The 12,040-nt window shown below is 52.7% G+C and carries 10 protein-coding genes; 1 reads left to right on the plus strand and 9 read right to left on the minus strand.

The features are described 5' to 3' along the window. Window positions 1-625: 625 nt before the first annotated feature. The 9 genes from A3841_RS06120 to A3841_RS06160 all read right to left on the minus strand — a co-directional run bounded on the left by A3841_RS06120 (window position 626) and on the right by A3841_RS06160 (window position 11,196). The gene (locus A3841_RS06120; RefSeq protein ID WP_073851867.1) at window positions 626-2,236 is read right to left on the minus strand and encodes an Ig-like domain-containing domain; all 1,611 of its coding nucleotides are present in this window, start codon (window positions 2,234-2,236) and stop codon (window positions 626-628) included. Between the two features lie 74 nt (window positions 2,237-2,310). Next, a complete protein-coding gene (locus A3841_RS06125) occupies window positions 2,311-3,198 on the minus strand; it encodes a class I SAM-dependent methyltransferase (protein WP_073851440.1) in 888 nt (295 codons plus the stop codon). Continuing rightward, the gene (mnmG, locus tag A3841_RS06130) at window positions 3,199-5,061 is read right to left on the minus strand and encodes a tRNA uridine-5-carboxymethylaminomethyl(34) synthesis enzyme MnmG (protein ID WP_073851441.1); all 1,863 of its coding nucleotides are present in this window, start codon (window positions 5,059-5,061) and stop codon (window positions 3,199-3,201) included. Between the two features lie 64 nt (window positions 5,062-5,125). Then, window positions 5,126-5,554, minus strand: coding sequence for an rRNA maturation RNase YbeY (gene ybeY / locus A3841_RS06135; protein ID WP_073851442.1), 429 nt, complete (start codon window positions 5,552-5,554; stop codon window positions 5,126-5,128). Then, window positions 5,538-5,963 (minus strand): ATP-binding protein, encoded by a 426-nt coding sequence (locus tag A3841_RS06140; protein WP_073851443.1) that lies wholly within the window; start codon window positions 5,961-5,963, stop codon window positions 5,538-5,540. Before A3841_RS06140 ends, ybeY begins: the two co-directional genes overlap by 17 nt. A 30-nt stretch (window positions 5,964-5,993) precedes the next feature. Continuing rightward, entirely contained in the window at window positions 5,994-9,305 is a 3,312-nt protein-coding gene (locus tag A3841_RS06145; protein ID WP_073851444.1) for a DUF4175 family protein, read from the minus strand. Window positions 9,306-9,445: 140 nt separating this feature from the next. Then, window positions 9,446-10,207 (minus strand): exodeoxyribonuclease III, encoded by a 762-nt coding sequence (locus A3841_RS06150; RefSeq protein WP_073851445.1) that lies wholly within the window; start codon window positions 10,205-10,207, stop codon window positions 9,446-9,448. A 192-nt stretch (window positions 10,208-10,399) separates the two neighbouring features. Continuing rightward, window positions 10,400-10,759 (minus strand): hypothetical protein, encoded by a 360-nt coding sequence (locus A3841_RS06155; RefSeq protein WP_073851446.1) that lies wholly within the window; start codon window positions 10,757-10,759, stop codon window positions 10,400-10,402. 83 nt (window positions 10,760-10,842) lie between these two features. Further along, window positions 10,843-11,196 (minus strand): carboxymuconolactone decarboxylase family protein, encoded by a 354-nt coding sequence (locus tag A3841_RS06160; protein WP_073851447.1) that lies wholly within the window; start codon window positions 11,194-11,196, stop codon window positions 10,843-10,845. 95 nt (window positions 11,197-11,291) lie between these two features. Here A3841_RS06160 and A3841_RS06165 point away from each other — a divergent pair, with 95 nt between their 5' ends. Beyond that, window positions 11,292-11,978 carry a ComF family protein gene (locus A3841_RS06165; RefSeq protein WP_073851448.1) on the plus strand — a complete coding sequence of 229 codons (687 nt, stop codon included), beginning with the start codon at window positions 11,292-11,294 and terminating at the stop codon, window positions 11,976-11,978. The last annotated feature ends 62 nt before the right edge of the window (window positions 11,979-12,040 follow it).

Genomic DNA, 12,040 nt, shown 5'->3' on the forward strand with positions numbered 1-12,040 from the left:
TCCTCATTTCTGCCTATTTCAGTCATTCTTTTACCTGCCTTTTATACTTGCCGGTAGTCGTTACCTCTGCCCGTTAGCTTACACACGTGTAAGTGCCTTTGGTTTCTTACGCACGCAGCAGGTTTGTGATTGGCAGTAGCAACGTAAATGCTTTGCTCAGCAAAGCAGCTTTAAATGTATGAGGTGAGGCTTTGGTAAAGTATGAAATGGCAATGACAAATAGGATGCGGCAGACTTTTGTTGCAGCTGTGGCCAAAGCAGCAAAGGGAATTGAGCGGGATTTATACTTGGCTTATTATGGTGATGCCGTTGAGGATTGGTTTATACTTTGTGCCCGCTGGCGCGGCAGTGAGTTATACTTCAGAAAGCATCTGGATCAAGTATGTCCGTTTATACTTAGTTCCTTCGTCGGTTCGATACGTTTTATACTTCCCTGCTTGTTGGAGTCTATGCGGCCAGCACTTGCTATACTTCTTATAGTATTCGTGCCTTCTGACTCGTGTTTCTGGTACCTCAGATAGGTGTCTTTTTTATTTAATGCTTCTGTTTGCTGGAGTTTATACTTGCCGGGGCATAAAAAAAGGAGAGGCTTCCGCTTCTCCTTTTCCCGTTATACTTGGCTGTCCTAGAATTTCAGGTCCAGGTCCTCCACCTCCCAGTTTGCGCGAACCTCTATCGTGGCCGGGTGCATGTATACTGGCTCCGGCTGTACTTTAAACTCAGGATCTGCCTTATCCCACTTGCCGTTCTTGTTCTCGTCGATCAGCACCCGAATGTAATAACTGCCCGGAGCAATATTCCGAAACCGGAAAGTCTTGCCTACGCCGCGTTCCTCTACCACCTTATACTCGCTGTTTAAGAGTTGCAGAGTATAGGAAGTATGGTCCGTGCTGATGTTGCCGCTCAGGCTTCCGGTGGATCCTTTGCCTTCCGCTATGGCCAGCTGCAGCGGTGCAAACGAGAGTGCCGGTCCCTCCAGTGGTTGTATGGCCGTGCTGTCCAACAATACCGTCAGTTGCCTGATGTTACTGCTGATGCTTGGTACAGCGAAGCGCAGTTCTGTGTTTGTCTTGTCCAGGCTTACCTGCTCGGGGTGCTGCAACGCTTCTACCACCACGCTGTCGGCCATCAGTGTCACTGGTGCTTTACCGGCTAAGCGAACGGGTGTCTGCAGCTCCACTACTACCTCTTGCCCCACCTTGTATCCAGCGTTCCCGTTGTTCATAACTTTTATTGCGGCCCCTTTTATGCGTGTAGAAGGTTTACCCTCAAACGCGATATCCAGTGTGTCCGAGCCGATATTGCCCGCGGAATCAACAGCCGCAAGTATGACTTTTCCACCTCCGAAATTCGCTGTCTTGAATAGCTCTGCTGTTTTTCCGTCTAGCAGCCTCTTGCTCATCAGCGTGTCTTTACCGGCCACAGGGATAGCCGTGAACTGCTGTATCCCCTCATTGTATCCTGCCACAAACCTGTCAGTAAAGCGGCCCCGGCTCAGAAGTATGGGTTTCTTGGTGTCTATCCTAACCGTCTGCAGCTTTACTGTATCGGTATTCGGCGTAATGGTAATGGGCTTCGCCAGGTAGGCAATCCGCTCTTCCTCCGAGTCATAGTAGCTGTTGCTGTTTTTGTCTATCAGGGCGTACATGCGGTAGCTGCCTTCCTTCACATTCTCCATCGTAAAGTTGCCCTGTGCATCCGCTGCGGTGAGGTAGTATGGCCTGTTCTTGCGCACGCTCATGGTGTCTCCTGCCTGGTAGAGCAGCACCAGCGCCTCTTTCTCCGGTGTCTGCTTCATCAGGTCCACCACTGTTCCGCTCACGCGGCTGGAGTCTATAAAGGAGCCGGTGCTGAACGACAGCCTGAGGTCCTGAGCCTTGTTCTTTTCGGTGATGTCTGTTATTCCGTTCCTGAAATTGAAGGTGTAGGTGGTGCTATCCTCCAGCGGCTTTTCAAACTCCAGCGTCAGCACATTCCGGTTCGGAATCACCTTGTAGGGATTGTTGACATTAGGGGTGATGAGGAGCTCCTTGGTCAATGTATTCTGCTGAACCTCTTCGTCAAACTCCAGCGTGATGGTGCGGGTATCCACATTCAGTTGCTGGTCCTTTGGGTTACTGTTCACCAATTTTGGTGGGGTCTGGTCCCGTGGTCCTCCCTCCGGTGGGCTTTGCGTGGCGCAGGCAGCCATTCCTGTGGCAAGGGCGGCTGCAATAAATGCTTTTATTAGCTTCATGGGCTGTGTGGTCATCAAATCAAAATAGGCAAACTCTCGCTTGCCTATTTTTTTTCCTGCGCAATTTGGCGCTATTATTTTCTTTTCGCTATAAAAATCAAACTGGAGTAATCGTTGCCGTTCTTCTCAGCATAGCTGTTGGAGCGGTACCCGTTCATCACGCTCGTTAGCATCTTTGTCTTGCCCTGCTTTTGCTTCTCGCTCAGCAAACTCACATAATAAGCATCGAATTTCATGGGCAGCACCTCCTCAAGCCTCATCTTATGCTTCTTCAGGAAGCGCTTCATGGTAGGCTGCGTAAAGTGGTAGAGGTGGCGCGGCACATCGTAGGCGGCCCAGTTCTCCTTGTACTCCTGCGCGTCATGCGAGTCGGCGTTCGGTACGGCAATGATCAGGGTTCCGTCTTCCTGCAGGTGCTCCAGCAACTGCTCCATTGTCTCGTTCAGCGCATGGATATGCTCCAGCACATGCCACAGCGTGATCACTTCATACTTCTCCCCCTCTATGTCTTCCAGCGTTTCGGCTATGATCTCTCCGGTTTGCACCGTGGCTTTCTTTCGGGCCTTGGAATTTGGTTCGATGCCCCTTATCTCCCAGCCATCCTTTTTGCATGCGCTCAGAAAAACCCCGGTGCCGCATCCATAGTCCAGTATACTTCCTTTTACGGGTGCGTATTTGTTGATTAGCTCCACCTTCTGCTTGGTCGTGATGGAGCGCACCACATGATAGGCCCTGTTGATAATTCCGTTGGTGGTGTTGGAGTGCGAGATGTAATCATCTGACTCATAGTACTGGCTTATACTCTGCGCGTCGGGCCTCGGGTTTGTGAACTTGAACGAGCAGTTCTCACATTCCACAATCACAAAGCTCTCTTTCGAGACAGCGTTGTCGTTTACTACTAAAAAGTTTTTAAAGGCTTCCTTGCCGCAGATCGGGCATTGCTCCAGTCTTTCGTAGCTCATTTATTTTCCCAGGTATACCATTAACACCGATATGTCAGCCGGCGACACGCCACTGATCCGGGAGGCCTGGCCTATTGTTTCCGGCTCCACTTTCAGTAGTTTTTCCTTTGCTTCCTTAGATAACGCAGGGATGTCGCGGTAGTTTATTTTTCCTTTGATAGTATAGTTTTCAAGTTCCCCCATCTTGGCCGCCATCGCATACTCTTTCTCAATGTAGGTCTCATACTTCACCTGAATGCCTGCCTGCTCCACGCTGTCGGGCTTAAACTTGCTCAGGTATTCGGCTACGGCGGGTATGGCTCTGGCGATGTCCTCGATCTCCACGTTCGGGCGCTTGATGAGCTGGCCAGCGCGTTGCTTTTCTGTTATCGGCGCAGAGCCCAGCTCCTCCAGCATGCTGTTGATATTTCCGGGCTCAATCGGCTTGTTATTCAAGTAGGCGATGATTTCTGCCGTTTCCGTGATCTTCTTATCCACAGCCTGCATGCGGCTTTCGTCGGCCAGCCCCAGCTCATATCCCATCTTGGTAAGGCGGATATCGGCATTGTCCTGGCGCAGCAGGATGCGGTGCTCGGCGCGCGACGTGAACATGCGGTAAGGTTCGTCGGTGCCTTTGTTCACCAGGTCATCAATCAGCACACCGATGTATGCTTCGGATCTCTTAAGTATGAACGGTTCTTTGTCGTTAATCTTGTTGTGCGCGTTGATGGCTGCCATCAATCCCTGGCACGCTGCTTCCTCATAACCCGTGGTACCGTTTATCTGGCCTGCAAAGTATAGGTTCTGTACCAGCTTTGTCTCCAGCGTCAGGTTCAGCTGCGTGGGCGGGAAGAAGTCATACTCGATGGCGTAGCCCGGACGAAACATCTTCGCGTTCTCAAAGCCTTCAATCTTGCGCAGCGCCTCATATTGCACGTGCTCCGGAAGCGAGCTGGAGAAACCGTTCACGTATACTTCCACGGTGTTCCATCCTTCCGGCTCCACAAAGATCTGGTGGCGGGTGCGGTCGGCGAAGCGGTTGATCTTGTCTTCTATACTTGGGCAGTAGCGTGGCCCCAATCCCTGGATGCGTCCCTGGAACATCGGTGATTTCTCAAAGCCTGTCTTCAGGATTTCGTGCACCTCCGGATTGGTATAGGTAATGTAGCAGCTGCGTTGCTTGGGCAGCGGCTGGGTGTCAGTATAGGAGAATTTGCTTGGGTTCTCATCGCCAAACTGCTCCTCCATTTTGCTGTAGTCGAGCGAGCGGCCATCTACGCGCGGCGGTGTTCCGGTCTTCATGCGGCCGGCTTCAAAGCCCAGTTCTTTCAGTTGCTCGGTGATGCCTTTCGCTGCTTTTTCTGCGGAGCGGCCCCCGCCCATCTGCTTCTCACCGATGTGGATAATGCCATTCAGAAACGTGCCGTTCGTAAGTATAACGGCTTTTCCACGTATAGTTATCCCCAGGCTCGTGCGTACGCCAACGGCGCGACCATTCTCCACTTCGATGCTTGTCACCATCTCCTGCCAGAAGTCCACGTTCTCGGTTTGCTCCAGGCTCAGGCGCCAGGCCTCGGCAAAACGCATGCGATCGCTTTGGGCGCGCGGGCTCCACATAGCCGGGCCTTTCGACTTATTGAGCATGCGGAATTGGATCATGGTCTGGTCAGTGATGATGCCGCTCATGCCGCCGAGGGCATCCACCTCGCGCACGATCTGCCCTTTGGCTACGCCGCCCATGGCTGGGTTGCACGACATCTGCGCGATCGTGTTCATGTTCATGGTTGCCAGCAGCACCTTCGAACCCATCTTCGCTGCGGCCGCCGCGGCTTCACAGCCTGCGTGCCCAGCACCAACAACTATAATATCGTATTCTGGAAACATGTATTCTGGTTTAAGAGATGTTTCACGTGAAACATCAGCAAGGGGTTGGTAATTCCGTTAGACACTAAAATTTGCGCAAAGATAGCGAAGAATCTTCTTCTTTACGCATAAGTGCCTCTTGCGCTTCTGTCTTATCCTTAAAACCAAGCAGGTGCAGCACCCCATGGATGATGACGCGGTGCAATTCGTCTTCAAACGCAGTGCCGTGGTCCTGGGCATTGTCGCGCACACGGTCTATGCTAATAAAAACATCACCTTCAATGATGCCATCCTCGTCGGCATTATTGAAGGTGATGATGTCTGTCAGCGTATCGTGGTCGAGATACTCGACGTTGATCTCGTGGAGGTAATCGTCGGAGCAGAAGATGTAGGTGAGGTTGCTGAGGTCTTGTCCGTGGCGCGCGACGATGGATGCAATCCACTCCGCTACCTGCTCTGGGTTGTTTAGCTCGAATTCTACATCCTCGCTAAAGAACTCAATTGGATGATCCATTCTCTGGAAAGGGGATGTTAAAGATTAGCTGTACTTTTTTTCCTTCGTCCAGGAAGTTTACCTCGTCGCACAGGTTGCGCATCAGGAAGATGCCGCGTCCACCAGGGTTCTCCAGGTTTTCGGGTGCGGTGGGGTCTGGCAAATGCTCGTAGTCAAAGCCCGGGCCCTCATCAGCCACCTCAAAAAGTAACTTATTCTCCTCTACCTGTAACGTCAAGTACACATTCTTGTCTTTATCAAACTTATTGCCGTGGCGAATAGCGTTGTTTACAGATTCCGTTACGGCAACCATGATGTTGCCATAGATGTCATCTTCAAACTCAAACTCATCTTTAGAGTTGTCGATAAAGCTTTCTATTACTCTGATGTTTTCGATTAGGGAAGGAATCTGAATTTTAACCTGATTCATATTAATCGTTAAGTGTAAAATAGGTGCTGGTTATTTGCTTATGTTTTGGAAGTACTCGTTTACCTTCTGCTTATAGTACGGTGAAAGCGCAGGAGGTATGGTCTTGAGTAGTTCCGTTTGTTTTTCTTTAGCCTTTATATATCGCTCGAACGAAGGGGGGACATTGCGGGCAACCTCCTGAGCTGTCGTTGCTTCACGTTTATTGTCCAATTCCCGTTCCCTTGCGGACTTCTCTGCTTCAAGCAAACGTGTCAGGATTTCGCGCTGCCGCTGAATGGTTTGCTCAGTCAAACGTTTATTAACGAGATCAGTTTCGCTTTGTTCCATCATCTTGCTAATATTTCCCAGGTTGCCGTTTTGGCCCTTTTCGCCAGGTTTTGCCCCCTGTTTCTCCAGTTCTTTCAAAGCGTTCCGCAGCGCCTCCTGCTCCGCAGCCAATTTAGCTAATTCTTCAGAAAGTGCCTTGCCTGATTTGCCTCCTTTTTTCAGATCTTCGATTTTTTTGTTCAATTGTTGCTGCAACTCGCCCATGTTGCCGGGCATTGGCTTATTGCCCTTCTGTTTTCCGGCCATGCTGCCCTGCATTTGCTGCATCGCCTGCTGCATTTGCTTCAGGGCGTCGTTGAGCATCAGGGCCAGGTTGTTCATACTTGTCATGGCGAGCTGCTGCTGCCCAGTGGCCTTGCCCAGGTTGCGCTCGCGGAGTTCCTGCACGCTGTTGTCCATACTTTGGTTCATGGCGGCCACCTCGCGGGTCACGAACGATTCGATCTGAAACACCTTTTTAGCCAGCGCAAACAGGCTGTCCTCTATCACCTGGGCATTGTCACGGATGTTTAGCTGCCGCTGCGAGAGCTCCACCATGCGCGGGTCGCTCTGGTTCACGCTGCGGAACTGCTTCATCAAATCCTCCTGGTCGAAGGAGAGCGTGATCAGGTTCTCCAGGATGTCGCGGAGGTTGTCGAGGTTCTGCTGCATGCCCGACATGCTCATGCTGCTCTTCATCTCCTCCATCTGCTGGGCCATCTGCTTCATCTGCTGCCCTGCTTTCTGCTGCGACTCGCTGGCTTTCTTGTTCTCGTTCTTCTGAAGCTGCTCCTGGCTCTGCTCCATCTGCTGCTCTATACTTTGCTGGTCCTGCTGCTGTTGCTCCTCGTTTAGCTGGTTCGGGTTGTCCAGTTGCTTATTCAGGTCTTTCAGCTCTTCCATCTGCTCCTTCACATCCTCAAACTCCTCCTGCAGCTCCTGCTGCTGCTCCTGCAGGGATTGGTTCTCCTCTTGCTTCTGCTCGGTTTTCTGGGCCAGCTGTTCCTCCTTCTCCCCCATCTCCTCCAGCTTGTTGGCAATGTTGTCGAGCTTCTGCTCGAACTGCAGTTGCTTGAACAGCTCCAGCGCCCGCTCCAGCTCGCGCTCCAGGTTCTTCTCGCGGTTATCGAGCTTGCTCAGGAGTTGCTGCAGGTCCTGGTCGTTGGGCTGCTGCAGTTGCAGTAGTTTCTCCAGCTCCTCGTACAGCTTCTTCGTTTCCGGGTCCAGCAGGTCGTTCATGAGCTTCTGCAGCTCCTGCGCCTTCTCGGCCAGTTGCTTGTTTGGCTCGTTGAGCATATTTTGCTTTTTGTTGAGCTCCTCAAACAGTTCCTTCATAGAGTTGATGTCCTGCTCCAATTGCTTCTTCTTCGCGGCCAGGTCCTCGAGCTGCTTCTTGTCCTGCCAGTTCAGGTCGCGCTTGGTCTTCATCTTCTCCTCCGACCGGGATAGCTCCTGCTCCAACTGGTTTGCCCGCTCCAGGGTTTTACTCATCTGGCTGGCCACCGATTGAGAATTATTGTCCAGCTCCTTCTGCAGCTCGCGCTTGTCCGGAACCTTGAGCTCATAGGTGCGAGTGCGGGCGCTCTTGGGGCCATGGATGCCATCATTGTCCCATACCTGCACAAAGTACTCCAGCTTGTCGCCGGGTTGCAGGTTCAGGGCGGCGGTGTTCCATTGGTGATAGTATGTTTGGCTGAGCTGCTGCTTGTTCAGGGGCAGCGCCTGGCTTTTATACTTTGCCTGCGGGTTTTTACTGTTGCTGATGCGGTACAGCAGCGCCAGCCGCGTCAGGCCGTAATCATCCGACACATCGCCGCCCAACACCATAAAGGAGTACAGCGCCGTGTCCTGGTACTGCTCCAGGCTGATCTGCGGGTTTCGGTCCGGGATGGTGGTGATCTGGTAGCTGATCTGCTCCTTGTTCGTGCTATGCTCGTTGCGCAGGCTGATGCTATAGTTCTGGCTCTGGCTGAAATCCTTGCTGGCGGCAAAGGTGCTGCCGTCTTTCTGCGCTGTTATACTCTGAACAGGCTCCTCGAAGGTAAGTTTTATACTATCTGTTTCGGAGGTGGAGAAGTTCCAGGTGATGGTGCTGCCCTCGGGCACGGTAGCGTTGCCGGTGTTCTGTATCTCCTCCGGTTTGCGATTCAGGTACTTCGGGTATTGCACCAGCATCCGGAAATCCTTCAGGTTCGGGCGCGAGAGCAGGTTCAGGGTATAGTTGTCGGAGAAGAATCCGGAGCCCTCCAGCTGGAAATCCAAGGGGCGCTGCAGCTGCTTAAAGGTATAAGTATAACTGCCGTCAGGGTCCTGGCTTAGCTTTTGGCGGCGCCCGTTGTAGTTGATGTATACCTCGCTGGGCACGGTTTTGCCCTCCACTCCAACCTTAAGTATAAAATCCTCGCCGCGGAATGTCTGCAGCCCCTCGTTCTGCACCACAAAATTGAAAGGGGCCTGCGGCGTGTAATGCGTTTTATAGTGGATGATGCGCTCGGTGCCCTGCACGAAAATGGCCGGGTACACCAGCATGATTAGGAAGGCGATCAGGGCAGGCAACGCGATATACTTCAGCAGCGGCCTGTTTTCGCGGTACGAAACAGCCTCCTTAAACTTAAAGGAGAGCAACTGCTGGCTGCGCTGGGCGATACTCGCCCGGATCAACTCGTTGCTGCGGTCCTGCTGCTGCAGCTGGATGGCGTTAAGCAGCTTGTCGCGGATCTCGGGAAAGTAGGCCCCTACCTGCTGTGCCGCCTGCTCATCGGAGAGCACCCGCCGCAGCCGCGCCAGCGCCGCTGTGGGCAAGGCAATCCAGCGCACAAACACATAAACCACCACCGCCACAAACGAGAACAGCAAAAAGGCGCGCACATACTCCGGAAAGTAGAACATGTACTCCAGCAGGCTGTAGACAATGTAAACGGAAAGCAGGAGCCCAACCGCGAATATCCCGCCCCGCAACAGCATGTTGAGGTAGAATTTCTGCTTGAACTCCTGCAATTGATGCAGCAACTGATCGAGTGCATCGGTATGTTTCATGTCTCGCTATTACAAGGTTAAGGCATGGCGGCTATAGTTGTAAGTTAAGCAAATCCATCTAACACCTTATACTTCAGGTGGTAAAAAAGTATAAATGCCTATAGTATAACTCTATACCAGCGCGTTTTAGTATGCCTCCCCTACTCCAGTTCCAGCAACACCGGGCAATGGTCCGAGTGGCGGGCTTCGGTAAGTATGGCGGAGCGCTTCAAACGGTCGCGCAGGTTTTCGGTGGCCATGTTATAATCAATACGCCAGCCCAGATTTTTGTTGCGTGCGCCGGCGCGGTAACTCCACCAGGTATAGTTGTGGGGCTCCTGGTTAAAGTGGCGGAACGTATCAATAAAGCCGCTGTCCACGATCTTGCACATCCACTCGCGCTCCTCGGGCAGAAAGCCAGAGCTCTTGGCGTTGGATTTTGGGTTATGGATGTCGATGGGCTTGTGGCAGATGTTGTAGTCGCCGCTCACCACCAGCCCCGGCAGCGTCTGCTTCAGGTCGCCCACGTAGCCGTGGAAATCATCCATCCACTGGAACTTGAACTTCTGGCGCTCCTCCCCGCTGGACCCGGAAGGCATGTATACGCTCATCACCGACACATCGCCGTAGTCAGCGCGCAAAACACGGCCCTCGAAATCGTAGCAGTCTATGCCGCAGCCCACCTCCACGTGCTGCGGTTTTTCCTTAGAAAGGATGGCCACGCCGCTGTAGCCCTTCTTTACGGCCGGATGCAGGTACACATGGTAGCCCATATCCTCAAACAAGGCCTTGTCGAATTTGGATTCATCGGCCTTGATCTCCTGCAGGCACAGCACATCGGGGTTGGCGGCTTTCAGCCAGTCACCGAAGCCTTTGGTAACAGCGGCACGGATGCCGTTCACGTTATAGGTAATAATTCTCATGGGTGAAATTTTTGCGACACACGCAGCCCGTATCAGGTGGCACGATTTGTCTTCTTTCCACTATCACTGGGAAGTAGAAAGAGTGAAGCTACAAGTATAAGTTTGAGGATTTTATACTTCTGCATAAGCTTATACTTTGAGTTTATACTTTGATGGAAGTCGTGCTACGTGATACGAAATACGTGCTACGCTTTAGGGTTTCCGGATTTCGTCGGCATGGTTAAAGTACTCGATCACGTGCCATTTCAGCATCTTCTCCTGCTCCTTCAGGTTGGCGAAAGGAAGGGACTTTACCGCCTTGAAGTGCGGCCAGCCCTCCTCGTCGCGGCCGGTGAACTCGTAGTAGCCCGACTCGGCGAAGACGCGGCAGGTGGCGATGTGCATCAAGTCCTGCTTCTCCTCCTTGGTAAACTCCCGGATGCCCATGCCCAGTTCCTGTATCCCGATCAGGAACAGGATGGCGTTCATGTCCGGCTTCTTGCCGAAGCGCTTCATCATATTGGCCCGCAACTGTGTCCAGTTATGTTCCAGGTTATCGCTATCGTATATCATTTGATTGTTAAATCGTTGGGTTGTTAAAATGTTGATCCGCATAAAGTATAAACGATCAACAATTAACAAGCATCAATAAATTCTTACTCGGCCGAGCCTCTTGCTTTCAGCTCCTCCCAATACTCCACTGCCCGGCGGAAGTGCGGGATCACGATGGAGCCGCCCACCAGGTTGGCGATGGAGAATACTTCCATGATCTCCTCATCGGTCAGGCCTTCCTCGTAGCACTTGCCCACGTGGTACTTGATGCAGTCGTCGCAGCGCAGCACCATGGAGGCCACCAGGCCCAGCATTTCCTTCGTTTTCACGTCCAGGGCGCCGGCCGCGTAGGTGTTGGTGTCGAGGTTAAAGAAACGCTTGATCACCTTATTGTCGTATGACATGATGCGCTCGTTCATGCGCGTGCGGTAGTCGTTGAATTCTTCTACTAAGCTCATTGTTAGGTTGTTCTTTGTTAGGATGACTTTGTAATAAGTCCAAGTATAAAGTTACGGCAAAATCATCAGAATACCTTAAACCATCATGCCAGCCCATGTTCGAAGACCTGCTGAGCCTGCTTTTTCCGGAAACCTGCTACGCCTGCAGCGGCTCTTTGGCGCGCGGCGAAAAGTATATCTGCACCAACTGCAGCGTAAAACTACCCTATACCGATTTCCACGTGCACGGGGCCACCGAGCTGAACCCGCTGCAGCGCAGGTTCTGGGGCAAGGTGCCGGTGCGGTTCGCATTCTCCTATCTATACTTTATGCCCAAGGGGCGTGTGCAGCGGCTGTTGCACCAGCTAAAGTATAAAGGCGCCAAAGAACTGGGCGAGCACCTGGGGCAGCGCTACGGCTCCCTCCTCTCCGATTACCACTACAGCAGCCAGTTCGATGTAATCGTGCCGGTGCCCCTGCACAAGTATAAGCTGCGCCGCCGGGGCTACAACCAGGCCGAGAGTTTCGCCAGGGGGCTGTCCCAAAGTATGAAACTACCCTACAGCGGCCAGGCCATACGTCGTAACACCCACACCGGCACCCAGACCCGCAAGAGCCGCCTCGACCGCTGGCAAAACGTGGAGCAGGTGTTTGAGGTGGCCAGTCCGGAGCAGGTGCAGGGCAGGCGCATCCTGCTGGTGGACGATGTGCTGACCACGGGCGCTACCCTGGAAGCCTGTGCCCGCGCCCTGCTGGCAGCGGGTGCGGAGGAGGTGAGCATCGCCACCATTGCGGCGGCCTAGGTAAGGTTTATACTTTTTGGCGATACAGCCGGCCACTCTTGCAGAAGATTTTCGCCATGCCT

The organism is Pontibacter flavimaris (assembly GCF_001907195.1).
Classification (GTDB): Bacteria; Bacteroidota; Bacteroidia; order Cytophagales; family Hymenobacteraceae; genus Pontibacter; species Pontibacter flavimaris.

Bases quoted from the DNA above. Each gene is read 5' to 3' on its own strand.
- A3841_RS06120 (WP_073851867.1), bottom strand. From the start codon at position 2,236: ATGAAGCTAATAAAAGCATTTATTGCAGCCGCCCTTGCCACAGGAATG.
- A3841_RS06125 (WP_073851440.1), bottom strand. From the start codon at position 3,198: ATGAGCTACGAAAGACTGGAGCAATGCCCGATCTGCGGCAAGGAAGCC.
- mnmG (WP_073851441.1), bottom strand. From the start codon at position 5,061: ATGTTTCCAGAATACGATATTATAGTTGTTGGTGCTGGGCACGCAGGC.
- ybeY (WP_073851442.1), bottom strand. From the start codon at position 5,554: ATGGATCATCCAATTGAGTTCTTTAGCGAGGATGTAGAATTCGAGCTA.
- A3841_RS06140 (WP_073851443.1), bottom strand. From the start codon at position 5,963: ATGAATCAGGTTAAAATTCAGATTCCTTCCCTAATCGAAAACATCAGA.
- A3841_RS06145 (WP_073851444.1), bottom strand. From the start codon at position 9,305: ATGAAACATACCGATGCACTCGATCAGTTGCTGCATCAATTGCAGGAG.
- A3841_RS06150 (WP_073851445.1), bottom strand. From the start codon at position 10,207: ATGAGAATTATTACCTATAACGTGAACGGCATCCGTGCCGCTGTTACC.
- A3841_RS06155 (WP_073851446.1), bottom strand. From the start codon at position 10,759: ATGATATACGATAGCGATAACCTGGAACATAACTGGACACAGTTGCGG.
- A3841_RS06160 (WP_073851447.1), bottom strand. From the start codon at position 11,196: ATGAGCTTAGTAGAAGAATTCAACGACTACCGCACGCGCATGAACGAG.
- A3841_RS06165 (WP_073851448.1), top strand. From the start codon at position 11,292: ATGTTCGAAGACCTGCTGAGCCTGCTTTTTCCGGAAACCTGCTACGCC.